Annotated in this window: 19 protein-coding genes and 1 riboswitch; of the genes, 12 read left to right on the top strand and 7 right to left on the bottom strand. The window is 47.1% G+C overall.

All coding sequences use genetic code 11. The annotated features are described in order from the left end of the window. Positions 1-101: 101 nt before the first annotated feature. Positions 102-8654, top strand: a complete 8553-nt coding sequence (locus J0X21_RS02970; RefSeq protein WP_206810496.1) for a GH36-type glycosyl hydrolase domain-containing protein — start codon at positions 102-104, stop codon at positions 8652-8654. Here the strand turns inward: J0X21_RS02970 and J0X21_RS02965 are convergent. Further along, the gene (locus J0X21_RS02965) at positions 8647-10083 is read right to left on the bottom strand and encodes an MFS transporter (protein WP_206810494.1); all 1437 of its coding nucleotides are present in this window, start codon (positions 10081-10083) and stop codon (positions 8647-8649) included. The two genes, J0X21_RS02970 and J0X21_RS02965, sit on opposite strands and share 8 nt — an antisense overlap. Before the next feature lie 263 nt (positions 10084-10346). Between J0X21_RS02965 and J0X21_RS02960 the strand changes: the two genes are divergently transcribed. From J0X21_RS02960 to J0X21_RS02940, 5 genes are all read left to right on the top strand, one after another. Continuing rightward, positions 10347-11765: an SLC13 family permease gene (locus J0X21_RS02960; RefSeq protein WP_206810492.1), complete on the top strand. Its 1419-nt coding sequence runs from the start codon at positions 10347-10349 to the stop codon at positions 11763-11765. Between the two features lie 73 nt (positions 11766-11838). Continuing rightward, the gene (locus tag J0X21_RS02955) at positions 11839-13011 is read left to right on the top strand and encodes a M24 family metallopeptidase (protein ID WP_206810489.1); all 1173 of its coding nucleotides are present in this window, start codon (positions 11839-11841) and stop codon (positions 13009-13011) included. Positions 13012-13088: 77 nt separating this feature from the next. Next, positions 13089-13219, top strand: a riboswitch (SAM riboswitch). Between the two features lie 87 nt (positions 13220-13306). Next, positions 13307-14497: a homocysteine biosynthesis protein gene (locus J0X21_RS02950; RefSeq protein WP_206810488.1), complete on the top strand. Its 1191-nt coding sequence runs from the start codon at positions 13307-13309 to the stop codon at positions 14495-14497. 42 nt (positions 14498-14539) lie between these two features. Next, the gene (locus J0X21_RS02945) at positions 14540-14941 is read left to right on the top strand and encodes an NIL domain-containing protein (RefSeq protein ID WP_206810480.1); all 402 of its coding nucleotides are present in this window, start codon (positions 14540-14542) and stop codon (positions 14939-14941) included. Beyond that, complete coding sequence (locus J0X21_RS02940; protein WP_206810472.1) at positions 14942-15688, top strand: UPF0280 family protein; 747 nt, start codon at positions 14942-14944, stop codon at positions 15686-15688. On the opposite strand, the gene J0X21_RS02935 is transcribed toward J0X21_RS02940, so the two are convergent. Continuing rightward, positions 15627-16607, bottom strand: coding sequence for an MBL fold metallo-hydrolase (locus tag J0X21_RS02935; protein ID WP_206810470.1), 981 nt, complete (start codon positions 16605-16607; stop codon positions 15627-15629). The genes J0X21_RS02940 and J0X21_RS02935 overlap by 62 nt on opposite strands. A gap of 174 nt (positions 16608-16781) precedes the next feature. Between J0X21_RS02935 and J0X21_RS02930 the strand changes: the two genes are divergently transcribed. From J0X21_RS02930 to J0X21_RS02910, 5 genes are all read left to right on the top strand, one after another. Next, positions 16782-18980, top strand: coding sequence for a glycosyltransferase (locus tag J0X21_RS02930; protein ID WP_206810460.1), 2199 nt, complete (start codon positions 16782-16784; stop codon positions 18978-18980). Continuing rightward, the gene (locus J0X21_RS02925; protein WP_236006044.1) at positions 18959-20002 is read left to right on the top strand and encodes a GHMP family kinase ATP-binding protein; all 1044 of its coding nucleotides are present in this window, start codon (positions 18959-18961) and stop codon (positions 20000-20002) included. The genes J0X21_RS02930 and J0X21_RS02925 overlap by 22 nt, the downstream gene beginning before the upstream one ends. A gap of 109 nt (positions 20003-20111) precedes the next feature. Beyond that, positions 20112-20723 (top strand): D-sedoheptulose-7-phosphate isomerase, encoded by a 612-nt coding sequence (locus tag J0X21_RS02920; protein WP_236006043.1) that lies wholly within the window; start codon positions 20112-20114, stop codon positions 20721-20723. 35 nt (positions 20724-20758) lie between these two features. After that, entirely contained in the window at positions 20759-21460 is a 702-nt protein-coding gene (locus J0X21_RS02915) for a nucleotidyltransferase family protein (protein WP_206810458.1), read from the top strand. Then, complete coding sequence (locus J0X21_RS02910; RefSeq protein WP_206810456.1) at positions 21453-22007, top strand: D-glycero-alpha-D-manno-heptose-1,7-bisphosphate 7-phosphatase; 555 nt, start codon at positions 21453-21455, stop codon at positions 22005-22007. Before J0X21_RS02915 ends, J0X21_RS02910 begins: the two co-directional genes overlap by 8 nt. A gap of 138 nt (positions 22008-22145) precedes the next feature. On the opposite strand, the gene J0X21_RS02905 is transcribed toward J0X21_RS02910, so the two are convergent. The 4 genes from J0X21_RS02905 to J0X21_RS02890 form a co-directional block, all read right to left on the bottom strand. Further along, positions 22146-22373, bottom strand: a complete 228-nt coding sequence (locus J0X21_RS02905) for a hypothetical protein (protein ID WP_206810454.1) — start codon at positions 22371-22373, stop codon at positions 22146-22148. A gap of 42 nt (positions 22374-22415) precedes the next feature. After that, positions 22416-23345: a D-alanyl-D-alanine carboxypeptidase family protein gene (locus tag J0X21_RS02900; RefSeq protein ID WP_328812133.1), complete on the bottom strand. Its 930-nt coding sequence runs from the start codon at positions 23343-23345 to the stop codon at positions 22416-22418. A 114-nt stretch (positions 23346-23459) separates the two neighbouring features. After that, the gene (locus J0X21_RS02895) at positions 23460-24263 is read right to left on the bottom strand and encodes a M23 family metallopeptidase (RefSeq protein ID WP_206810452.1); all 804 of its coding nucleotides are present in this window, start codon (positions 24261-24263) and stop codon (positions 23460-23462) included. Positions 24264-24323: 60 nt separating this feature from the next. Beyond that, positions 24324-24683, bottom strand: a complete 360-nt coding sequence (locus J0X21_RS02890) for a LysM peptidoglycan-binding domain-containing protein (protein ID WP_206810450.1) — start codon at positions 24681-24683, stop codon at positions 24324-24326. Positions 24684-24858: 175 nt separating this feature from the next. Here J0X21_RS02890 and lexA point away from each other — a divergent pair, with 175 nt between their 5' ends. Next, positions 24859-25476 (top strand): transcriptional repressor LexA, encoded by a 618-nt coding sequence (gene lexA / locus J0X21_RS02885; protein ID WP_206810449.1) that lies wholly within the window; start codon positions 24859-24861, stop codon positions 25474-25476. Between the two features lie 142 nt (positions 25477-25618). Here the strand turns inward: lexA and J0X21_RS02880 are convergent, their stop codons facing one another. After that, the gene (locus tag J0X21_RS02880) at positions 25619-26695 is read right to left on the bottom strand and encodes a D-alanine--D-alanine ligase (RefSeq protein ID WP_206810447.1); all 1077 of its coding nucleotides are present in this window, start codon (positions 26693-26695) and stop codon (positions 25619-25621) included. Between the last annotated feature and the right edge of the window lie 122 nt (positions 26696-26817).

Raw genomic sequence — 26817 nt, 5'->3', positions numbered from 1 at the left:
TTTATATACCAATCAGAAAGTACTGAGAAACGCATGAAGTAGGGAGAAATGGTTATAATTCATACTGGTAATTAATCCTAATCTTAAATTGGAGAGATCCTATGAGTTTGAGTTGGACATTTTATGACAGACCATTGCGTGATATTATCCTCAACCGTGATGACCTGGTGCAGCATGCTTTAGAGATCGCCCGTCTTCATGTCCATTCCGGTAAAGGGAAGGTTAGAAAATCTTTGATCCCGCGCGTGCAGGAGAATATGCGCTTTCTTAAAAACGCCCATGCTGAAATAACTCAGTATGTAGAGCAAAGACACGAAATGGTGCCGGCTGCCGAGTGGTTTCTGGATAATTACTATCTTATCAAAGACTTAAGACTTGAAATTATGCGAAACCTGCCCCGCAGCTACGAGAAAGAACTGACTTCAATTGCCGCGGGGGTTTACGAAGGCCTGCCAAGGGTATATTCCTTAATGGTTGAATTGGTGGAACATACGGACAGCCAATTGCAGCGGGAGGTTCTTAAGGATTTTATCAACAGTTATCAGTCTGAAATTCCCTTGTCGAGCGGGGAGTTATGGGCTCTACCAATCATGTTGCGTATTGTTTTAATCGAAAACATCCGGAGACTGGCGGAACAAATATTATATACGCAAAAGGAGCGGGAAGCAGCCGATCAGTGGCTGAATCCTTTTTTTAATATAGAACGAAATCCTGAAGAGTGGGAGGAAGCTTTAGCTAAATCCGAACCATTACTGGAAATCTCACCTGCATTTGCGGAAAGATTGGTCGAGCGTATGCGGGAGTGGGGAGTGGACGGACTGCCCTTATGGCGCTGGTTGGATAAAACCATTGGCAAACAGGATGTTTCCATGGATGAATTGGCCCGGAGCGAGCGCCAACGTCAGGCCATGTGCCAAGTGTCAATGGGATATTCCATCACTTCGCTGCGTGTTTTAGCGGAAGAAAACTGGCCTCGTTTTTTTGAAGAAGTGAGCCCTGTGCAAAAAGTCTTGGAACAAGATCCAAGCGGGGTTTATAGTAAAATGGATTTTGCTTCCAGGGATGTATACCGGCATGAAATTGAAAAACTGGCCCGCCGTTTCAAAATTTCGGAACTTAAGATTGCACGGGAAATCATCGAGAGGGCCCAAAGTGCGCTGAATAAAGGCGAGCGTGAAGCGGCAACCCATATCGGCTATAGTTTGATCGGCGCGGACCGTTTAGGCTTAGAGGCTCATTTAGAGCAAGAGTGGGGAAGTATACACCGGTTTTGGTGTGTGCTAAGACGTTGGGTGCGTACCCATCCCGAAATAACCTATTTCGGTGGAATGATCCTGTTCATGCTTCTTCTGGGTTATCCATTCCTGAGTTATGTTTTTACTCGAAGTACGGCGGATGCTGTGCTTGTTACCGGACTGGCCTTGCTTATTCCACTCAGTTCGATTGCTGTTACATCCGTCAATTGGCTGGTAGCACAACTTTTGACTCCTGCCTTTTTGCCGAAATTAGACCTTAGTCAAGGGATCGGCCCCGAACTGCGAACGATAGTTGTGGTTCCGACGCTCTTACCTAGTACTGAACGGGTGCAAGAACTATTAGATCAACTGCACGTAAACTTTCTCGCCAACCAGGATCCCCACTTGCACTTTGCACTTCTCGGAGATTTTACGGATGCTCCGGCAAAGGAGATGCCCGATGATCAGGAAATATTACAATCAGCGATCGAGGGAATTAAAGCGTTAAATGCTAAATATGGCCCAGACCGCTTTTTCCTCCTTCACCGTGAAAGGCTTTGGAATTCGGCTGAAGGGGTATGGATGGGCTGGGAGAGAAAAAGAGGGAAGCTAATTGAATTCAATAAACTTCTGCAGAAAGATGAAGCTACTAGTTATTCCGTGCGAATCGGGGAGTTAAACGTTCTTTCCAAGATCCGTTATGTCATTACCCTTGACAGTGATACTCAACTTCCGCGCGGAAGTGCGCATAGACTGATCGGAACGATGGCTCATCCTCTGCATAAACCGGTCTTGAGCCCGGACAAACGAAGGGTGGTTGAGGGGTATGCCCTCATGCAGCCGCGCATCGGAGTCTCGATTCCGAGCACAGGGGCATCTTTTTTTGCCCGTGTCTTTGCCGGCAAAGGAGGGGTGGACCCTTATACAACCGCCGTGTCTGATGTGTATCAAGATCTCTTCGGAGAAGGAAGCTTCACCGGCAAAGGGATATATGATGCAGCAGTCTTTCACCAGGTCACAGCCGAGGTCTTTCCTGAGAATACCATACTCAGTCATGATTTGATTGAAGGGATTTATGCCAGGACGGCTTTAGTGACTGATATTGAGCTGGTAGACGGATTTCCGTCTAAAGTTCATGCTTATATGCGCCGGCTGCATCGTTGGGTCAGAGGGGATTGGCAGATATCCCCCTGGATTTTTCAGCCGCTTAAGGTGATTGCACGTTGGAAAATCTTCGATAATTTACGCCGCAGTCTGGAGGCACCGGCCCAGTTAGTTTTGATTTTTTTGGCTTTTACCGTACTACCCGGGAATCCGTGGCTTTGGGTAGGATTCGTCGGCTTAAACCTCTTGTGGCCGGTTCTGCTTCACCTCCTTACGCTAGTTGCCGGTTTTCAGCTAAGAAGGCAGGAATTTAAGAACGAGTTAGAGGAAATGGTGATTCAAGCAGGGCTTAACTTTTTGTTTTTGCCATATACGGCCTACATTGAATTGGATGCAGCGATTAGAAGCTTAATCCGCCAACATCTTACCCACCGCAAAATGCTGGAATGGGAAACAGCGGCAGCTGCGGAACGCCGCCTTGATTTAAAATTAAGGACTTCGTGGCGTTTAATGGGACCGTCCCTGGCGGGAGTAATCCTTTATTTTATCCTTGCCCTTAGCCTGAAAACAAGTCCGGCATGGCAGTTTACGCCGCTTGCCCTGTTATGGCTTAGTTCCCCTTGGATAGCATACCGCATCAGTTTGCCTAATTTAACCAAACAAGAAACCCTTACACCTAAAGACCAACAGAGCCTGCGCCGGTACGCGCTAAAAATTTGGGTTTTCTTTCAAGATTATATCAACCGGGAGGAAAACTGGCTCCCTCCCGATAATGTTCAAATCAATCCTCCCAATGGGGTCGCACACAGGACTTCACCCACCAATATGGGTTTGGCTCTGCTCGCTAACCTCGCGGCCAGGGAATTGGGTTATATCTCGTTAAATGAACTGTATCAACGGGTAGACCATACTTTAAGTGTGTTGGAAAAATTGGATCGGTGGCGGGGACATTTTTATAATTGGTATGATACCCGGAAATTATCGCCCTTGCCGCCGCAGTATGTGTCAACCGTAGACAGCGGCAATCTGGTGGTTTATTTCTTGACCCTAAAAAATGGGCTCGAAGAAACTTTAAGTACTCCTGTAATCAGTTCGGATTTGGTGCAGGGATTACAGGACTGTTACCAACTCGTGAAGGAGAGCTTAAAAATCCATGAAGTATTGAAGTCGAAGCTTCATCCCTTTACTGAGGGCCTGAGGCAGATAGCTCAGGAAATTCATCTTACTCCAAGGTCGTGGTATGAACTTTTGCTAAAATGGCCTTTGGGGATTTTAGCAGAAGCAGAGGCGGGACTAGGACCGGAAGGGGTCTATTGGGTTGAGCGGCTGGAACGGATGATTCAGGCTTTCCGCTTGGAATTAGAGGGGCTTTATCCTTGGCTAAGCACTAATCCCCAGGAGCTGCCTTCGGAATTAAACGCAAGCATCAGCTTGTTGGAACTTGAGCCTAAATACAGGTCGCTCTCGGAGTCTGGAAGCCAAGAAGCAAAAGAGGGACTTGCGCTTGTGGAAGGTCTGCTGGCTGCGATCCGCTCTCTTCAGCACCGTTTAAACACTTTGACCCGGGATACGGACTTTACTCCGCTTTATGATCAGGAACGCCAGCTATTTTCAATCGGCTACCGGCTTGCGGATGGGACTTTAGATAAATCCTACTATGATCTGCTGGCATCGGAAGCGCGTCAGGCCAGCTTTATCGCCATTGCGCGGGGAGATATCCCGCAAAGCCATTGGTTTCGCTTAGGACGTTCGATGACGCGGGTCCATGGCCATAGAACCCTGGTCTCCTGGAGCGGGACGATGTTCGAATTTTTGATGCCCCTTTTAGTGATGCGCAATTATGAGGGAACGCTGCTTGATGAAACGTATGCGTCCGTGGTCAAGGTGCAAGAACGGTATGGCGAAGAAAGAAAAGTTCCTTGGGGAATTTCCGAGTCGGGTTTTTATGCCTTTGATGCCCACTTGAATTATCAGTACAAGGCGTTCGGAGTACCGGGGCTGGGACTAAAGAGAGGCCTTAAAGAAGACTTGGTCATTGCACCCTACGCCAGCTTTTTGGCCTTGATGGTTTCCCCGGTAAAGGCACTGGGTAACCTCAAACGCATGGAAGAACTCGGGTTCGGCGGGCGCTATGGTTTATATGAAGCCGTTGATTATACCGATGAAAGGGTTCCGGCCGGGCGCGAGTACCGGGTGGTTCAAAGCTACATGGCGCATCATCAGGGAATGAGCTTATTGGCCTTAACCAATGTTTTAACCGGAAACAGTGTGCAACGTCGTTTTCATGCGGAAGCGATGGTTCAAGCGACTGAACTGATTCTGCAAGAACGTCTTCCGGCCAAGAATATTTTCGCATTCCCAGAGGAACAGAGTATTTATGTAGCGAAAAAACCGCCTGAATCGTTCAAAGGTAAAAATCAGATCACGCTCAGCGGAAGTGAAAGCAAAATTCCGGTCACGCATTTTCTTTCCAATGGGGAGTATTCGGTGATGCTGACCAACGCCGGTTCCGGGTACAGCCGCTGGCAGGAGCTTGCGCTCTCGCGCTGGCGTTCGGATGTGACTCGGGATCACTGGGGCCTGTATTTTTATATTCAAAATCTGAATTCCGGTGTCGTCTGGTCAGCCACGATGCAACCGCTGGGAGAGGAAGGGCAAGATTATCAGGTGAATTTCGCTCCGGACCGGGCTGAGTTTTGCCGCAAAGACGGAAATATCACAACCAAGACCGAGATTGTGGTTTCTCCTGAGGATCAAGTAGAAATCAGGCGTTTGTGTCTGACCAATCACAGCGGCCATGACCGGATTTTGGAGATTACGAGCTACTTTGAAGTGGTACTTGCAGGGATGAATGAGGATATTGCTCATCCGGTTTTCGGCAATTTGTTTATTGAAACGGAGTTTTATCATCAAGCCTTACTGGCTTCGCGCCGCCCGCGCCGTGATGACCAGTCCCGGCCTTGGTTAATGCATTCAGTTGCGGTTGAGGGAGAGAGCATTGGGGCTCTCCAATATGAAACCGACCGGGCCCGTTTTGTGGGACGGGGTCGGAACTTAAAAGCTCCCCTGGCCTTGGAACCGAATCATCCCTTAACCAATACGACCGGTGCAGTACTGGATCCGATCATGAGTCTAAGACAACGGGTGCGGGTCAAGCCGGGGCAGACCGTGAAAGTCTCTTTTGCAGTTGGAGTGGCTGAGTCACGGGCGCAAGTGATCAGTTTGGCAGAGAAATACAGGGATCCGGCTGCGGTCAACCGCGCCTTCGAATTAACCTGGACTCACACCCAGATGGAGCTAAGGCATTTAAATTTAAGCCCGGCTATGGCTAATCTTGCCTTAATTGTCGGAGGCCAACTTCTCTATTTGAGCCCGGAACGGCGGGAAGCGTCAGAGTATCTGACCCGCAATCGTAAGGGACAGTCTTCCCTTTGGCCATATGCCATCTCGGGAGACTTGCCGGTTGTTCTGGCCGTCATTCAGGAAAGTGATCATTTAGCTTTGGCCCGCCAGCTTTTAACCATCCACGAATACTGGCGCCTGAAAGGGCTAAAAGCCGATTTGGTTTTCCTAAACGAAGATCCTAGCGGCTATGTGGAAGCACTCAATGACTCTTTGCGGGATCTTATTTTATCCGGGCATGCCCAGATGAACAGTGCCGGTGGAGTCTTTCTGCTGAAGAAAGACAATCTTTCCCCGGAAGATATTACCCTATTACATAGTGTCGCCGCTCTGACTTTCTCCGGACGGGAAGGTTCGGCAGCACTACAACTTCGGCGTAAAGGAAAAATTCCCTTCGTACGGGAGGACAAAAGGGGTCAAAGTCTCAGCAAGACTGCACCGTCTTGGGTCAAAAAAACGGCCGAGTATGCGTCAGAGCCGGCTAATCATGGGAATACCGGGAGAATGCAAGATTTAATCATGGCCAACGGGTATGGTGGATTTAGTTCTGACGGCCGGGAATATGTGATCGAACTGGCGGAAGGTAAATATACTCCTTCGCCCTGGCTCAATGTGATTGCCAATCCGCACTTTGGATTTCAGGTTTCAGAGTCCGGTTCCGGTTATACTTGGTCACAAAACAGCCGGGAAAACAAGCTCACTCCCTGGTCCAATGATCCTATTCTTGACCCTCATGGGGAAGCTATATATCTCCGGGATGAAGAAACCGGCGCCTTCTGGTCCCCCACGCCCGGTCCGGTTCGCGGGCGCGAAAGCTATAGGGTCCGGCACGGCCAAGGATATACTGTCTTTGAGCATTTCAGTCATGGGCTACAGCAGGAACTATTGTTGTTTGTTCCGATGGATGCCCCGCTCAAAATTATCCGGCTTAAGCTTACCAATGACAGCCCAAGGAAGCGGGCCATTTCCGTATTTTACTATACGGAATGGGTTTTGGGCGTAGCCCGTGAATTTACCGCCCCTTATATCGTGACGGAATTTGATGACCAAACCCAAGCCCTTTTTGCCCGTAACAGTTATCAGGAGGAATTTGCCGGAAGGAGTGCCTTTTTAGGAGCGGCCGGGAGCCGCGTGCGGTCATACACGGGAGACCGAACGGAGTTTATCGGACGCAACCGCAGTTTGTCTGACCCTCAGGCATTGCATCAGCTTGAACTGGGCTTTGGCACCGGAGCAGGGTATGACCCGTGTGCCGCGCTCCAGCTTGAAGTGACGCTTGAGCCGGGAACAGAAAAAACAGTATATTTCCTTCTGGGGGAAAGTGAAAATCTTGAGCGGGGCCGGGAGTTGTTACACACCTATCAAGAGGCCGAAAAGGCAGATTCTGCCTATCGGGAGGTCCGTGAATTTTGGGACGGCCTTTTAAATACGGTCCAAGTGGAAACTCCGGATCCGGCCATGAATATTCTTCTAAACCGCTGGCTCTTGTATCAGACCGTAGTCTGCCGCTTGTGGGCCCGTTCTGCTTTCTATCAGGCTGGCGGAGCTTTTGGCTTTAGGGACCAGCTACAGGATGTGATGGCTCTTGTTCTAACCCGTCCGGATTTAACTAGGGCTCAGATTATACGCCATGCCGGGCGCCAGTTCCTGGAGGGGGATGTTCAGCACTGGTGGCATCCGGAAAAAGGCAAAGGGATACGGACTAAGTTTTCCGATGACTTGCTTTGGCTTCCGTATGTGACTTCGGATTATTTGGAACATACCGGGGATTATGCGATCCTGGATGAAGACGTGCCGTTTTTAGAGCAAGAGTTGTTAGGAGAAGAGGAAGATGAACGCTATGCCATTCCCAAAGTATCAGGGGAGTCCGGTAGCGTTTATGAGCACTGTGTGCGGGCGATCGAGCACAGCCTGCGCTGGGGTGAGCATGGGCTGCCCTTAATTGGAACCGGGGACTGGAATGACGGATTTAGCGCAGTCGGCCGCGAGGGAAAAGGAGAAAGCGTCTGGCTGGCTTGGTTCTTGGTAATTATACTTACCCGTTTTGCATCTGTGTGTGAAAGACGAAAGGATCTAGAGCGGACAGAGCGTTACCGCGATACCGCCCGGTTCCTGCTTGAGAGTATTGAGCATCATGGGTGGGACGGGGGCTGGTACCGAAGAGCGTATTTCGATGACGGGACTCCCATGGGGTCTCGCACGAATGAAGAGTGCCAGATTGATGCTATCGCCCAGTCCTGGGCGGCACTCTCCGGGCTGGCTAAGCCAAGCCGCATAAGCGATGCCATGCTGGCCTTGGAGCATTACCTTCTCAAACAAGAGGATGGAATTCTGTTGCTTCTTACCCCGCCGTTTGACCGTTCCAAGCCTGATCCCGGCTATATTAAAGGATATGTTCCCGGAGTGCGCGAAAACGGCGGCCAGTATACGCATGGCGCCATCTGGGCCATTCTGGCATTTACAGCCATGGGGGAAGGGGAGAAGGCGTATAACCTGTTCCGGATGCTTAACCCGATTAACCATGCCCGCACGGAAAGTGAGGCCAGTCGTTATAAGACGGAACCCTATGTTATGGCCGCAGATGTATATGCCATCCATCCTCATGTGGGGCGAGGCGGCTGGAGCTGGTATACGGGGGCCGCAGGCTGGATGTACACGGCGGCTCTGGAGGGAATTCTGGGCTTTATGCTGACGGGAGATAAGCTTACGCTCAAACCCTGTCTGCCCAAGCACTGGCCGGGATATCGACTCACCTACCGTTACCACACGGCGCTCTATCATATTCAGGTGGAGAATCCGAACGGAAAAATGATCGGTGTCAGTCGGCTGATTGTGGACGGCAAGGAAATTGAGGATATGTTTCTAACCTTGCTGGACGACGGATGTGAGCATGAGGTGAAGTTTATCATGTAGATTGTTTGCGGGCATATCCCCGGCGGTTCAGTGAGATAATTGCGGCTGCCAGGGCTATGCCCGCGGCAATGATTAACACCGTATGATATCCGGACATAAAGGCAGTTGTCTGGTCGGATACACTGGGAAACGGACGAGCGGCAAGCACAGCCGCCTGCCTGTTTTCAAAGAGCGTAACCGAAAAAGCAATTCCGAGAACCATCCCGACATTTCTTACCAAAGCATTGATTCCTCCGGCTACCCCTAACTTGGTGGGAGGCACCGAACTCATGACACTGGCATTATTGGGCGAATTGAACAACCCTGCACCTAAACCCATTAGAATGGGTCCGGGAATAACATGGAGGACGGTGGAGGAGACAGTGACCGTGGACAGGTAAAATAGTCCGGATGCAGACAGGATTAAACCACCGGTTGTTAAAGCCATGGGGCCGATCCGGTCTGAGATATACCCGCTGATCGGGGCAACCACGGCCATAACCAGGGGAAAAGAGGTCATAATCAAGCCGACTTTAGTTGGCGCGAAGTTCAAAATATGCTGAAGGTAAAAAGGCATTAACATGGTATTGGAAAAAGAAGAAATAAAGGATAAAAGCCCGGATAGGTTTCCAACCAGAAAAGGTCGAATCCGGAACAGGGATAAATCAATGATCGGATAATCAACACGATGCTCCGCTGCAAAAAAGAGCGCAAGGAAGAATATCCCCAGGATGAGCCCGCTGACGATCGGTAAACTGCTCCAGCCCCAGTCTTGTCCATTATTCAGGGCAAACAGCAGGCTAATCATCCCCAGGGTAAATAAGGCAGCTCCTTGAAAGTCGAAACTTTCCTTTTCCCGTTTGATTTTATCTGTGGGTAAAATTACTTGCCCAACTAAAAAGCCGAAAATCCCGATGGGAATATTGACAAAGAAGATGGCCTGCCAATCAGCCAGGCCGACCAGGACTCCTCCGACACCCGGCCCAGTCAAGCCTCCCAAAGCTACTACCGTTCCCACCAAGCCCAAGGCCCGCCCGCGTTCCTGAGGCGGGAAGGTTGACGTAATAATCGCCGGCCCATTGGCCATAATCATGGCCGCGCCTATGGCTTGAATAATTCTCATACCCACTAAAATCCAGACATTGTTCGAAAAACCGCATAAAGCCGAGCCGAGAGTAAAGATTAGAAACCCGGTTAAGTAAACCCGTTTGCGGCCAAGCAAATCGGCTAAGCGGCCAAAAATCGGGAGCAAACTGGAAATGGCAAGAAGGTAGGCCGTTACCACCCATTGTAAGGTAGAAAGTTCTACCTTTAGCTGGGATGACATGGTGGGCAAGGCCACATTAACAATACTGCTGTCCAAAGTGGCCATAAACGTACCAATTGATACATTAGCCAGAATAAACCATCGATAAGATGGAGACGCTTTTATGGTTTCTTTAATGTTCATAATAATCTCCCTTTTTGGTTCTTGACACAAGTTTTAGCCAGGGTACTTATTTAATTTAACACAGTTTACACCACGATTCAAAACTAAAAAACAGGCTTGAAGATTTGTTATTGAAAGGTTATTGCAAGGTTATTGAAATTGGAAATTTTCACGCTTAATCTGAACTTTTGGGTACAACTATGATATAATTAAAAAACGATTTAACTTTATTTCGCTTTTTATAACATACTTTCTTAACCGTCAAAGAGCTGGAGAGAAAAAGAATGTCCGGATTGACAACGCCACCTCAATATCGTAAAGTATACATTCAACTATCATTTGCAGCCGTCATTTTTATAGTCATTGCTTTCGGGCTTTCTTCAAATTTATCGTGGTCCTTGCGTGCGACTGCCGGAATGACCGCGGCTGCGATTTGGCTTTGGGTTTTAGAACCGATTCCGATGCCATTAACTGCCGTTATGTATGTGACGGGGTTACCTATTCTGGGAGCAGCTTCTTTAGAAACAGCCTTGGGCGGATTTGCCAGCGGTTCTACATTTCTGATCATGGCAGGATTTATGATGGCTCAGGGAGTGAATAGCACTTCCTTGGGGAAGCGCTTTGCTAATCTGGCCATTATCCGTTTTGGGGGAAGCGTCGGCGGGGTGCTCGCCGGCGTACTGCTGGCACCACAATTATTAAGCATTTTCATTCCGGCCACGGGGGTTCGCACCACTATGCTCCTGCCGGCGCTACTGGCTGTGGTTAACTCAATGGGGCTTAGAAAAAATTCGAATACCGCTAAACTCCTGGTACTAGGCCTTTCATTTGGCACGAGCATTAGTGGTGTCGGGTTATTGCCGGCAGCCATCGCCAATGTGCTGACCGTGGATTTGATGAAAAGCTCCTTGGGTATGCAAATTTATTATTTTGAATGGTTTAAATTGACTTGGCCTGCCTGGCTCTTAATGATTCCCATAACCTGGTTCATTATGCTTAAAATATTTCCTCCGGAAGTAAAATTATTGGAAATCGCCGAAATCGAACGCGAACTTAAGGAATTAGGATCTTTAAGCAAAGAAGAACTAAAGTGTATAGGGATACTTTCGCTAACAGTCCTTTTGTGGATGACCGAGTCGATACACCATTTGCCAACCGCTGTCCCAGCGCTTTTAGGTGTCGTTTTGATGGGTTTACCGGGAACAGGGATAGTAGGCTGGGACAAATTAAAAGAGATTGATTGGGGAACGGTGCTTCTTATGGGGGCGACCCTATCTCTTGCTTCCGCCATTAATAAATCAGGTGCCGCTGAATTGTTGGCCCGGAAATTACTGGATTTACCCGGGGTTGAAGCAGGGCTTTCCTTGCCTCTGCTCACTGTTGCGATTTTAGCCCTTTTGACTCACGTTTACCATTTGGGGGTTACGAACGTATCCACCGTGGTACTTACCCTGACTCCGGTGATCCTGCAAATCACCCTGAAACTTGGAATTAATCCACTGTTAGCAGCGGTTACCATTAATATTTCCGCTATGCTCGGATTCTTGCTTGTGGTGGAGACATTGCCAGGGGTTATCACATATGCCACCGGTGTGTATTCCCCGCAGGATCTGATGAAAGTGGGCATTTGGCTGACCTTGGCAGCTATTCTCGTGGTTATACTGACAGCGGTTCTATGGTGGCCGATTATCGGACTTACTTAACTTTTCCGAAAAGCCGGAAAAGCAATCAATGATGTCATATTGGTGTCATATTAAAGAAAGGATGAGGAGTTTGTTGAAGCCAGGAGCAGAGGAGCTTAATGAGCGTCTGAAAATTCTGCAACAGAACCTGCAAAAGGAGGAGCTTGCAGGCGCATTAATCCTGTCCAATGTCAATCTATATTATTACACGGGGATTGTTGAAGCGGCCTGTTTCTATATCCCGGCAACAGGACATCCGGTCTTTCTGACTCGCAAACGTGGGCCATTGAATACCGATCTGCCCTGGCCGGTGCGTCGTTTCAAGCGCTGGGGAGAGATTATTGAAGTGTTGCATGAGTTCAATTATCCCACACCGGGAAAGTTGGGGCTAGAGTTTGAGAAAATCCCGGCGAGCGTGTACTTAAAGCTTCAGGAAAGCGGTTTGCAATTCTCTGATGTTACGCTCTTGATTAGGAATCAGCGCGCGCTCAAATCCGACTGGGAAAGGGCTCTTTTGAGAGAAACAGCCGCCAGGGATAAAGTTTTGTGGGAAATGGTTCCGGAGTTCCTGAAAAAGGCTAAGACAGATCACGAGCTGGCGGGGATGTTCGAGGGGGAGGCCAGGCGCAGGGGACATTTAGGTGCTTTCCGCTTGCATGGCTATAATCAGGAGATGGCCACTACCTGTGTTTTGGTTGATGAAAAAGGAAATGTACCCAGCCCGTATGATGCGCCGTTATCCGGTGCAGGGGTCAGCCCGGCCTTTCCGTTTGGTCCGTCAGGAGCAAAGATTGAGGACGGCAAACCGATACTGATTGATTTCGGCGGTTGTTACTTTGGATATGTGGTTGATCAGACCAGAAATTTTATTATCAATCACGTGCCCGCAGAAGTGAGAAAGGCTTTTGACACTTCTGTTCAAATTCTTAAAGATTTAGAAAAGTTAGCGCAACCCGGAGCTGTGTGCGGTGAGCTTTATGACCATGCCCTAATGATTGCGGATGAATCCGGGGTTCCAGGATTCATGGGTTCTCATGGCGGGGTTTCTTTTGTCGGACATGGGGTAGGATTAGAAATCGATGAGCTTCCGGTTTTGGCCCGTGGATCGAAGCAACGTCTGCAAGCGGGCATGGTTTTGGCAATAGAGCCTAAGTTTACCCTTCCAGGCTTCGGGGCAGTAGGGATTGAGACGTCATATGAAGTAACAGACCACGGGCTTGTTAGTTTATCGAAGCTTTCGGATGAACTCATTGTTGTACAAAAGTAGTTGAGGCAAAGTATGATTGACATACGCCAATAAGCCTGTTAAACTTATTTCCAGCTAAACTTCATATTCATAATGAACTCTTATCCGGAGTGGTGGAGGGACTGGCCCAATGAAACCCGGCAACCCGCTTGGTGCTTTACTCCTAATTGGAGCAAGCCTACGCACGGTGCTAATTCCTGCAGAAGACTATTCTTCTGACAGATAAGAGGCGTGGCAAAAGGATTTGCAGGCCTCTTCTGTCCAAGAAGAGGCTTCTTAATGTTCCGAGCTTTATCAGGTTGGAGGGGGACTAACTATGAGTGTTCAGAAAACGTATGCAGAGATTAATGCCAAAATTAAAACCGGTAAAGCTGTTGTCTTAACAGCGGAAGAACTGATCGAACTTGTCCAAGAAAAAGGGCTGAGTGCGGCGGCTCAAGAGGTGGATGTCGTCACGACCGGCACCTTTGCTCCCATGTGTTCGTCCGGTGCCTTTTTGAATTTTGGGCATACAAAGCCCAGAATGAAAATGCAGAAGGTATGGCTCAATGGGGTTCCTGCCTACGGCGGAATTGCCGCGGCAGACGCCTATCTTGGAGCGGCAGAGCTGCCCGAAGATGATCCCTTAAATAGCAGCTACCCAGGCGAGTTCCGTTATGGTGGCGGTCATGTTATCCAAGATTTAGTTGCTCGTAATCCGGTGAAACTAAAAGCCATCGCTTACGGGACAGACTGTTATCCCAGGCGGGAGTTTGAAACCACGATTACTTTAGATGAGATTAATGAAGCAATTCTCTTTAATCCGCGCAACGCTTATCAAAATTATAATTGTGCGGTTAATTTAACATCTAAAACAGTTTATACCTATATGGGGATGCTTAAGCCTAACTTGGGCAATGCTCATTATTCCACCTCCGGTCAGTTGAGCCCACTGCTCAAAGACCCTCATTTCCAGACGATCGGGATCGGCACTAAAATATTCCTCGGAGGTGCTCCCGGTTTTGTCGCTTGGCATGGGACCCAGCATTTCCCTTCCATTCAGGCTGTGGAAGGGCAGGAGTTGGGTCCGGCCGGAGGGACACTGGCCGTCATAGGAAACTTAAAAGAAATGAGCCCGCGCTGGCTCGTAGGCACAAGCTATATAGGCTATGGAGCTACCTTAAGTGTTGGCATTGGAGTACCGATTCCGATTCTTAATGAAGAAATCGCGAAATATGCCGCCGCAACTGATCATGAATTGTTTGCACCGGTCGTAGACTACGGAGAAGCATATCCTACCCGGACTCCCGGGAATTTAGGCTTTGTCAGTTATGCCCAATTAAAATCCGGAAGTATTACTGTCAATGGAAAAGAGATTCCGACAGCTCCTCTCTCGAGCATTCCCAGAGCCCGGGAAATTGCGTCCACTCTCAAAGATTGGATTAAGAACGGGGATTTTCTGCTGACGGAGCCGGTAAAATTACTCCCGTCTCCTGCTGATGCTCCGGCCGCCCATGTGTTAAGATAACGGTAAGAAAAGATAACCGGATGAGTAGAAAGGAGTGGGGATATGTCTCCTAAGAGAATCGTTTTACGTTTTGGTACGGATATCTCAGTCAAACCGATCGTGTACCGGTTGGTTAAAGACTATGACTTAGTGGTAAATATCGTAAAAGCCGATGTCAATCCGCAGAAAGAAGGCACGATGGTGCTTGAAGTTATTGGGGACCAGAGCGAACGAGGATTCGATTATCTGCGCGAAATCGGGGTGTCTGTTCAAGACTTGAATCAAGAGGTGATCCGCAATGATGCAAAATGCGTCATGTGCGGAGCATGTACGGCGATTTGTCCGACCGGAGCCCTGTATATGGAACGGAGTTCCATGGAAGTTAAGTTCGATGGAGATAACTGTGTGGTATGCCAGCTCTGCGTGAAAGTCTGCCCGATGCGGGCAATGGAGGTCCGGCTATAAGTGGATTATCGCGAACGCACCTACCGGCAACAGCACCGTCAACTGGATTTAGTTCATTTTCAGGTGATGGTGAAGGAAACGGACTTGGACATCGGGATTCGCAAAGATCGTTTTTCAGAGGAGATGGTGCACTGGGTTCAAAGTGTGATTGCGGACGTGCGCCGTCCCTTAGAGGAATACCTTGTCCGCGATCCGCAGTTTTTAACGGCCCTGACCCCACATAACGTGCTGCCGGATGCTCCCCCGATCGCGGCTATGATGGCAGAGGCCGGAAGGCTTGCCGGGGTTGGGCCCATGGCTGCGGTAGCTGGAGCCGTATCGGAATTGGTTGGGAAACGGATAGCCAAGCGTTCGCGGGATGTTATCGTAGAGAACGGTGGAGATATTTTTCTGCGTTCGAGCCGGAAGCGTTACATCGGGATTTTCGCAGGATCATCACCCTTATCTAATAAAATTGCCCTTGAAATAAGGCCGGAGCATACTCCTTTAGGGATCTGCACCTCATCCGGGAAAATTGGGCATTCTCTTAGTTTCGGTCAGGCTGACGCAGTGGTGATTCTCTCTGTGTCCACTGCCCTGGCGGATGCAGTCGCTACCGCTGCCGGAAACCGGGTAAAAGACGGTACAGATCTTGAAAAAGCCATCGATTTTGTTTCCAATATCGAAGGAGTTCAAGGAGCTGTAATCATTTGGGAAGATCGGTTAGCGGTTTGGGGTAAGGTAAAATTGATGCCGCAAACTCTATAACCTGGCCTCGCTCTTGCATTTCCACTTGGCCGGCGGCCTGCATGAGATCAAGCATTCCGACTACTTTAGAAACAGCCAGAAATGTTTCAAACCCCTGGACCCAGGGGTATATTTTTTTTGCTAAAGCGTAAGGAGTATGAGCTCCGGCACAAAGATGAGGATAGATTTCGTCCATCCGGGTTGTATAGTTATCAAAGACCTCAAACGCTTTCGTGTCAGGATCGTCAAAAATTTCTCCGTGCCCGGGATAGATAATCGATAACTGCAACTGGAGAATATCGCGCAAGCTTTTCAAATATTGGCGGGAGGTTGAGTTCCAGTATCCTGATGCATCAGGTTCGAGAACGGGGTTAGGCGTAATCCCGGCTAAGAAATGGTCCCCGGAGAAAAGGGCGCCGGTAAAATGTTCAAAAATGCTGATACTGCCCGGGGAATGGCCTGGCGTGGGGATGATTTCAAGTTTATAGTCCCCCAACCTAAATATCTCTCCGCCGGACACCGGAATTGCGTATTTAAGCTTGCTGCCAAAGGTCTGATTGCGTCTCCTGAAAGTATCTATAACCTCACGCACTTCTGAAGGCGGAATGCCCAGACGGCTTAATAAGTCTTGATCAAGCTGCCAGTATCCGGATTGGGCCTTGGCCAGATCATTTTCGTGAAGATATATTTTGGCCCGGATCAGTTCATAAAGCGTATCTGCGAGCCCAGTGTGGTCGCCGTGACCGTGGGTTAAGATAATTTGTTCAATTGCGTTAAGGCGAATCCCTTCTTGTTTAAGTGCTTCGTCTAAGATTGTTAGGGAATCATTGGTCATAGGTCCTGCATCAATGAGGGTATAGGGCTTTACTTTAATTAAATATATGTTCACCTTTCCCACAGGCAAGCCAGTGGGAATTCTTATTATTTTTACCGGGAGCATGTAATTCCTCCTAAGTTCAGCAATTAGGGTTAGTATATCTCGATTTTAGCCCAAACTTCGCCGGTTTACCACCTGTTGTTTTAATTATGAATCAAATATAGACTCGACGGGCAGAATAAGAGGTATGCAAATTTATGTTACCGAATCACAGAAAGAAACGAACTGATGAATAACATGCTTGATTTCAATCAGCTTAAAAAAGCAATCCTGGCGGTTGCTCTGCACAGCCTCAAATTGACGCACATCATTTTTCATCATCCGGCCATATTTATCAAACACTTGAATTTTGCCAACTTCGCCAAGTTGGTTTGGTGTTTGCGTAACGAAAGTCTGAGGGATATGGGCCTAAGAATCGAGTCCTACCTTCTAAGGTACATTCCAGAGAAAAAAGAGAAGCTGGAATTGTTCAAGGAATTAAACCGTTTTGAAATCCTGCGCTTTAACCAATCCTCACAGCCGTTGGTTTCGATTATCATTCCTGTTCAAAATGAATGGACGCTGACTTATACCTGCTTACAGGCGATTTACGTCAATACCGGGCAAGTGGATTATGAAATCATTCTCATCGATGACGCATCTGCGGCTTGTACGGGGAGCGCGGTTGATTATCTTGAGGGAATTCAAGTGCTGCGCTTCCCGGATAAATTAGGGTTGTTGCGTCAGTTCAATCAGGCTGCGGACAAGGTGCGGGGAAAGTATATTTTGTTTCTACGCCATGATACCAAGGTGCAAAAAGGGTGGCTGCAGCCGCTCCTTGACTTGATGCACAATGATCGGCAAGCCGGTTTGGTCGGCTCAAAACTTCTATATCCTGACGGGAAACTGCAGGAGGCCGGAGGGATAATTTGGAGAGACGGCGCTGCCGCCCGTTTTGGCCGCTTTGATAACCCGGAGAAACCGGAATATAACTACGTCAAGGAAGTAGACTTCATTTCCGGGGCCATCATGATGCGGGCGGATCTCTGGCGGGAAATCGGAGGCTTTGACTTAAGATATACTCCGGGGTCAATGGAAGAGGCGGATCTGGCCTTTGAAGTCAGGGAAAAAGGGTATAAGGTGCTTTACCAACCGAAATCTGTGGTTGTGCATGTCGGAGAAACTTTAATGGCTCATGAATCCTCTTCAGGGGTTAAACGTGCTCAAGCTGAAAATCAGAGCAAGTTTTTGCAAAAGTGGGGGGAGGTTCTGGCTCAGGAAAATTCGCCGAATGGGGTGGATATTTTTTGCGCCAGGGACCGAAGCCTTTATCGAAAAACGATTCTTGTCATTGACCATTATGTGCCGCGTTATGACAAAGATGCCGGTTCCCGAACCACCTTCCACTATCTGAATTTTTTTGCGGAGATGGGGTTTAATGTCAAGTTCATAGGGGATAATTTTTTCTGCCACGAACCCTATACGTCCCAGCTGCAGCAAATCGGGGTGGAGGTCCTGTACGGAAACTGGTATAAGAATCATTACCGGGATTGGATCAAGGCCAATGCATCCACGATCGATTATGTCTACCTTAACCGGCCGAATATAGCCGTTAAATACCTTGATTTCCTAAAGAAACATACCAAGGCCAAAGTCTTGTATTATGGCCATGATTTGCATTACTTAAGAGAACTGCGGGAGTACGAAGTAACCGGAAACCGCAAGGTGTTAAAGTCTTCCGAACGATGGAGGAAACTGGAGTTTGAAATCATCAGGAATTCAGATGTCGTGTATTATCCGTCTCAAGTTGAAGTCAGTGAAATCAAACAACATTTTCCGTTGGGAAAGATCAAAACCATTCCGGCCTATATTTTTAGCGGAGAGGAACCCAAAAAGAACCGGCCGCTTGAATTAAGAAGGGATCTCCTTTTTGTCGGAGGGTTTCAGCACCGGCCAAACATCGATGCGGTGTTATGGTTTTTGAAGGATATCTTCCCCTACGTGTTGAGAGAGATTCCCGGCCTTAAATTATATATTATTGGCGCGAATCCCCCTGAGGCTGTGCGAATGCTCGAGTCTGAGAGCGTTCACTTAACCGGGGCCGTCAGCGAAGAAGAGCTTCAAACATACTATCAGAATTGCAGGTTGGCTGTGATTCCTTTAAGGTACGGCGCAGGGATCAAGGGCAAATTGATCGAGGCCATGTATTATCAGATTCCGGTCATTACCACAAGCATCGGGGCGGAAGGACTAAAGGAAACAGCAAACCAGCTTTTCATTTGCGCTCAGGAGGATGCCTTTGCCCAGCATCTTATTCAAGCTTATGATAACTACGAATTGCTGAACCGTATGGTTAATAATTCCAGGCAATACGTACAGCGGCATTTTTCGAAGGAAAATGTGATCAAGGCCATCCGGGATGATGTATTTGAATCATGGAAAGGTATGACAGTATGATTATTCGATCGAAAGCTCCCTTAAGGTTAGGTCTGGCCGGAGGAGGGACGGATGTATCTCCTTATAGTGATGAGTTTGGAGGATTCGTACTGAATGCGACCATCAACATGTACGCTCATTGCACAATAGAAACCACTCACGACAACCGGATCTCGTTTTACGCGGCGGACCGGGATGAATATTTTGAAACGGAATTAACGGAGCAATTAGAGCTGGATGGTCGCTTAAATTTGCATAAAGGCATCTATAATCGAGTGGTAAGGCAATTCCGGGGAGGCAAGCCTTTGTCCCTGCGGATGACGACCTATTCCGATGCCCCGGCCGGGAGCGGTCTGGGCTCGTCTTCAACCATGGCGGTTGCCATGCTCAAGGCTTTTGTAGAACTCTTGCATTTGCCCTTAGGGGAATATGACATCGCTTATTTGGGCTATCAAATTGAAAGAATGGATGTCGGTCTGAGCGGCGGCAAGCAGGATCAATATGCTGCAACATTTGGGGGGTTTAATTTTATAGAGTTCTATGCCGAAGACCGGGTCATCGTGAATCCATTGAGAATAAAGAATTGGATTATTAATGAATTGGAGAATTCCATGATCTTGGTATATACCGGGACATCCAGGGAATCTGCCACAATCATTGAAGAGCAGATACGAAACACCAAGGCTAAAAACAGTCAATCTTTAGATGCGATGCACCAGCTTAAGGCCGATGCCTTGACCATGAAAGAAGCAACTCTTAAAGGGGATATCAAGACGATAGCCCGTTGCCTGGCCCATTCCTGGGAAGCCAAGAAAAAGATGGCTGCCGGTATCTCCAACGACCGCCTTGACCAGCTATACTCCGCAGCGCTTAAGGCCGGAGCCTATGCCGGGAAAGTCTCGGGCGCCGGGGGCGGGGGCTTTATGATCTTCATGGTTGATCCGGTTAAAAGGATTCAGGTCATTAAAGAATTAGTGAAACTGGACGCCCAGGTAACAAATTTTCACTTTGCCAAAGACGGCACTCAAGGGTGGAGGATCTAGTAAAGATAAACTATAGACATAATTTAACATGAAGCGGACATAAACTAGACAGGAGATAGACGTGCAAGATATTCTGTAGTCAAATAAAAGAGGAGAGCGGGGTTGGAGTTTGTTAGATTATATTAAAGCTGAGATTCAGTCTTCTTATAAATTAAAAAAAGAACTTATTACAGACCTAAACTTAATGGCTAAAGTCTTGGAAGTTGCTCAAAAGGCCGTTACCGTATACCGAAGCGGCCACAAAATTTTAATTGCCGGAAATGGCGGCAGTGCGGCGGATGCTCAGCATTTAGCTGCAGAATTGGTCGGAAGATTTAATTTCGATCGTCCCGGGCTGCCTGCTCTGGCCTTAACAATGGACACATCCATCTTAACGGCTGTGGGGAACGATTATGGCTTTGAGCAAGTTTTTGCCAGGCAGGTTGCGGCCAATGGGCAAGCAGGGGATTTGTTCATCGGCCTATCAACCTCAGGAAATTCAGGGAACATCATCCAGGCGCTGCGGGCGTGTAAAGAGCGTGGAATCACGACAGCCGGTTTTACCGGGAAAACCGGGGGCAAAATGGCTGACCTATGCGACGTTTGTCTCTGCGTTCCCTCGACAGAGACTCCCCGTATCCAAGAAGCTCATATCATGATCGGGCACATCATTTGTTCCGTGATTGAGAAAACGCTTTTTTGGGCTGAATCCGCCGCTGTGAACGAGGATAGAAGCAATTAGTAATGAGATATCAGTAATTAGAGGAGAACGTGGACATGGAAGCGATTATTTTGGCCGGCGGTCTAGGGACCAGGCTTCGCTCCGTCATTTCAGAGCTGCCCAAACCCATGGCTCCGGTAGGGGGAAAACCGTTCTTAGCCTACCTTTTGCAATACCTGGGCAGAGAAAGGGTCGACAAAGTCATTCTTGCTACCGGATACCTGCATGAAAAGGTCAAAGATTATTTTCAACATAGCTATCTCGGAATCGAAATTGATTACTCAAGGGAAATTGAGCCGTTAGGAACAGGAGGAGCCATTCAGAAAGCCCTGGCAAAAGTCGAGGAAAAAAAAGTTGTCGTCTTGAATGGAGATACGTATTTTGATGTAAATATTGTGGACTTAGTACAAAAGCATTCAGCGCTGCAAGCGGATGTGACCTTAGCCTTAAAGACTTTAACGGATTATGACCGCTATGGAAACGTTCTTACCCAGGAGGATAAGATCATAGGATTTGCCAGCAAAGGATTAAGAACCAGTGGAACCATTAACGGCGGAATTTACGTGTTGCAGCGGAATCTCTTTAAACGCTTTCAATTGCCGCAAAAGTTTGGCTTCGAAGATTTTCTCATGAATTATGTAAATGAGCTGGCATTGGCTGCTGTGGTTTCAGATGCTTACTTTATTGATATCGGGGTTCCGGAGGATTACCGAAAAGCGCAAAATGAACTGGTCTTATCCGGGGGAGATAATGAATAAAGCACTCTTCCTGGACCGAGACGGGGTCATCAATGTTGACAAAGAATATGTGCATAAGATTGAAGATTTCGAGTTTATGGAAGGGATCTTCGATACCTTAAGGTATTTTCAAGACCATGGATATTTGCTGATTGTGATAACGAACCAGGCCGGGATCGGAAGAGGATATTTTACAGAGGCCCAATTCCAGGCTTTAACGCAATGGATGATGGGTGAATCTTCCCTGCGAAATATCGATATCCGAAAGGTATACTACTGTCCCTATCATCCGCAATACGGGAAGGGAGATTATCAGCAAGACAGCTTTGACCGCAAACCGAACCCCGGAATGATTCTGAAGGCTCAAAAAGAATTTGATCTCAACCTTGAACATTCCATCTTGGTAGGGGATAATGAGACCGATCTCATGGCAGGGATGCGCGCAGGTATTAAGTTCAACGTGCTGTTCGGAACCGCTGCAAGCCGGTTGGAGCTGTGTTATTATCACATTAAAGCGTTGCCGGAGTTGATCGGTTTATATGAGACGTATATAAGGCTTTTTATGTAACCGATATGAATCTGGTTCAGGTTAACATTAACGTTCTGACAGGATAAGGGAGGCTAAACAGTGAAAGAAATTGTTAACTTTACATAATATCTATTATAGGACTCAAATGAATAATCCTTTGACACAGAACTAACTATTTTACGAACGCTTTTTTATGGAATAACTTTGTTTAGTCTTGGGTGCGGGTTCTTCGGTATTGATTAAAATATCGTCAATGATAATTTCCAGATAATCTGCTTTAGGTTCATTAAGGCAATCGCCGCAGTTGTCGCAAATTTTACCAGAATCCAATTCGCAGCGGTCACATTCTCCGCATTCTGAACACCTCCGATCTTCTAAGATACATGGTTCTCCGACTTTTTTCATTACATGCTCACCTCGACCAGAATGGTAATCATATGCGTTCTTTTATGGAATAAACCCGGGGCTGTTTATCATAGACATTGGATCAGCCGCGGACCGCATTAAGGCAGCTTGTGTCCTTAAGCCGGCATAACCCTGATCTATGAGTTTAACTGCATCTGTATAGCGCTGCTGGCTTCCTAAAAGGACCAAAAGGAGATCGCCATCCGGGCCTGTCGTGTAACTGACCAGGCATTGACCGGCTTCCTGAGTGGTGCCGGTCTTAAGTCCTTGATTCCCTGGGTATATACCAAGCAATTGATTGGTATTGTGAATTATAGTACTATGTGTTCGTCCTTTGTAATCCATCCAAGTAACTTTAGAATCTTTTGTTTTTGCGTAATTCAGAAGCTGTTGGTTTTGAATAAACGCCAAAGCAATCTTACTTAAATCGCTGGCCGTTGTATAATGGTTCGGATCCGGTAAGCCATGAGGGTTTACAAAATTCGAATCATCTAGGCTAAGCCTCTTGGCATACTCGTTCATTGCACGGGCGAATTCAGGAATAGAGCCTTTGGCCCCAACTGCAAGGGCTGCAGCAGCGTCATTCGCACTCATTAAATACATCGCAGTTAGCAAATCCCGAACAAATATTTTATCCCCGGCTTTAAGCCCAAGGCGAGACCCCTCGATCGCATTTACTTCATTACCAACTTCTATAAGGTCATTCTCGGAAACGTAGTCAAGCGCTACTAGGCCTGTTAATAATTTCGTGGTGCTGGCAGGAGCACTCCGGAGGTTTTCATTTTCAGCCAATAGGGTTTCTTTACTCTTAACTTCTCGGAGTATGTAGCTTTTATTAGGAAGAGCAGTCTCCGCTTGGATAGTGCGGTCTTCTGCTGCGCTATAACCTATCATAGGCAGAAAGATAAAACCTAAGATTAGAATGAATCCTAGAATGATCAAAAAAACCTTGGGATTACGATGTGAACTCACTTATAACCTTCCTTTTAGGGGTTCAAAGATAGTATTTTACTTGGCTCAGGCTCATTATACCCAAGAATCTATATAAGAACAAGTTTTGCAAGGGTTATTGCAAATGTTGAAAGATTAAGAGAAATGCTGCCAGACAGCCAGAAATGGATAGGGATTAATCCATTCTTCATTTGGAAGCTGAATACCAAAATGCAAATGGTCCGGAGTCGTCAGAGCATCGCCGGTATGGCCCATGGTTCCGAGTAAATCTCCTTTATTAATTCGTTGGCCAATAACTAGAGCGGGGTTAATTTCTTTGAGATGAGCGTAGTAATAATAGTTGCCGTCATCGCCGCGAACCCCCACCCTTTCCCCCCCTAGCCTATTCCAGCCAAGCTTTTCAATTCTGCCCGAACTTGCACTAATGATTGGCGTTCCCTCCGGACTAAATAAATCCGTTCCTTCATGTCTCCTTTTTCCGCCTTCGCGGTCTGCCCCAAAGCTATCCTGATACCAGGTCTTTCCTTGCACCGGGAAAACATAGGCACCGGGTAGGTAAAACGGATAACTGATCAAATAGTTTCTTCTTTGTGTAATCGTATTACGAACACCCTGACTCAGGTTACCCCAATTAAGATCGTTATATTCCGTATGGTTTCTTATTTGAAGAAGCAAGTCTTTCGCTTCGGCTGCTGATAGAGTAGATTTTATAGCGAGCAAATCAGCCCAACGATTCGGACTGAAACTATCTCCATCCCGGATACAGCTTAAAACCAGCTCTGGTTTAAGTGAGGTTAGGTATGGGTAAAGATTAGGGGGAACACTTCGGGGTTGATGGATGAGTAACCAGAAAGATATTCCGATAATTAGGATTAAAATAATCTGACCTAGCCAATGTTTGAGGGCAGTCCGCACAAAACCACGCGTATGGGTCATCATAGCTATCATTCCCCCCTTGATCTAAGGTTATGGGAGAATGTGAAAGACAATTACTATTACTTATTTATAAGCCAGTTGAGTGGTTAGTTTGGGAATGTAAATTACTTGACCCGGATAAATTACTCCATTGGGTAAAGCGTTATAGTTTTTGATCATGATAATAATTGCACGGGGATCTTGCTCCAGCCCTGAAGTTTGGGCCAGTTTCCACAACGTGTCACCCGCATGAACAACCACGGGTTCATAGATTAGTTCAGGGCGGCTATTATGTGAGGAGCTGGTAAAAGTATTAAAGGTCATCCAGATCGAGAGTACAATTGCAAAAACAATAAATCCGGCAACCAAGTTGAATGCCGCTCTTTTACTTTTTTTATGATGCCTCCGGTATTTCGGTTTGTAAGCTAATGAAACATATTGCATGGCTCTTTCCTCCGTTTTCAAGAAAATATGTCCGAAAACTACTCGAACATTAGTTCTATGAAGTTAGTATAGTGGGAACAGATGTTTTTGTCAATAATTTATCGAACATTTGTTTGCGTTTTATTTGCAAAAATGCTAAAATAAATATGAGCTGATTTAGGGGGTGTTTTTGAGCGTGTATTCCGATCTTAGACAGCGTCAGATTGCGATTCTTGATTTTATTAAGAAAGAAATTAAGCAGAAAGGCTACCCGCCTTCGGTCCGCGAAATTGGGGATGCTGTCGGCTTGATGTCAAGCTCAACGGTTCATGGTCATCTTCAGACGTTAGAGGAAAAAGGGTATATCAGACGCGACCCTACCAAACCAAGAGCGATTGAAATCCTTGATTCGATGGATGAAAATGATCATAAAAAGAATATTGCCTATGTTCCCATCGTCGGGAAAGTAACGGCAGGACAACCGATTCTGGCAGTTGAAAATATAGAAGATACATTTCCCCTGCCAAAAGATATTGTCCATGAAGATACGGTTTTTATGTTGAAGGTTCAGGGAGAAAGCATGATTGAAGCCGGTATTTTGGACGGAGATTTAATTGTCGTTCGTCAACAGCAAGTAGCACGTAATGGTGACATTGTCGTAGCTTTAATTGGAGAAGAAGCCACAGTGAAGCGCTTTTTCAAAGAAAAGAACCTAATTCGCCTACAGCCTGAAAACTCAAGCATGGAACCAATTTTTTCCCAGGATGTTCGAATTCTGGGAAAGGTCATTGGGGTTTATCGTATGGTTCATTAAGTGACGTTCATTTAGGGAAGCATTTGGCTTAATCTTACATATTATTAAAAAATACTTAAAAGCGGAGCTGGTTTTATGAAAAAAACCCAGCTCCGCTTTAGTCAGCTTCACTTTTTCTTCGATGGCTGATATTCTTCTTAAACTATTCTTTAAGGGTGAACTTTTCTTGATACCTTTCCATTGCCAGGGTAATGAGACGGTCGATTAGAGCTGAATAAGCTAAGCCTGATGCTTCCCAAAGCTTAGGATACATTGAGATCTGTGTAAATCCGGGCATGGTGTTGATTTCGTTAACAATGATTTTATTATCCGGAGTAAGAAAGAAATCGACCCTGCTTAGACCGGCCGCTTCTACAGCCCGAAACGCCGTTACCGCATGTTCCTGCAAGGCTTTGATTACAGAATCTTCTAGTTTGACCGGAATCACCAGGCGGGATCCGGTGTCATGATATTTGGCCTCATAATCATAAAATTCTTTGGCAGGCAGGATTTCTCCGGGGAGAGATGCCCTCGGATAATCATTACCCAAGACACTTACCTCGATCTCGCGGCCGTTAATATGTTCTTCAACAATCATTTTGCGGTCATAGCGACTGGCAATATTCAAAGCTTCAATTAACTCGTTCCGGTTATGTGCTTTATTGATTCCCACACTGGATCCGAGATTTGCAGGTTTGACAAAACAGGGATAACCTAGCTTACGCTCAATAGCTTCCCAACAGCTGGCAGGAGAGTTTTGCCACTTGGAGCGCAAAAAGGTTGAATAATTGGCAATGGGTAAGCCCGCTTCCTTAAAAACTGCTTTCATGCGGTCCTTATCCATTCCTAAGGCAGAGCCAAGGACGCCTGATCCTACATAGGCCGAGTTAGCCATTTCAAAAAGGCCTTGAATGGTACCGTCCTCCCCCTGAGGACCGTGAAGTACGGGAAAAACAACATCAAAGCGGCCGCTGTTTGGCAAGGGGGTTCCATCCAGGGAAATAAACCGCGGATCAACAGGATTATGAACTAAGGTCACAGCGACGGCGGACTCTAGGCTAAGGTTTTCAGGATTTACTCCCCAATACCACTGACCTTTCTTAGAGATGCCGATGGTCTGAATATCATAGCGGTCGCGGTCAATTGCTTGGAGAACGGATTTCGCAGACTGCAGGGAAACTTCATGCTCGCCCGACTGCCCGCCAAATAAAATGATTACCCGTAATTTTTGATTGTCCATAATCGCACCTGACTCCTCTCGTTTGAAGGGTGTTCTCTCTTAGAAAAATAGAGACTACTTACCGAAAACTTAAGTATTCTTTAAAATATATGCATCAAGGTTCGGTATGTGAGGTAAGTAAT

Source organism: Paradesulfitobacterium ferrireducens (assembly GCF_017310645.1).
Taxonomy (GTDB): domain Bacteria; phylum Bacillota; class Desulfitobacteriia; order Desulfitobacteriales; family Desulfitobacteriaceae; genus Paradesulfitobacterium; species Paradesulfitobacterium ferrireducens.
The sequence above is the reverse complement of the archived record's forward strand: the minus strand, read 5'-3'. Positions and strand labels throughout refer to the sequence as shown.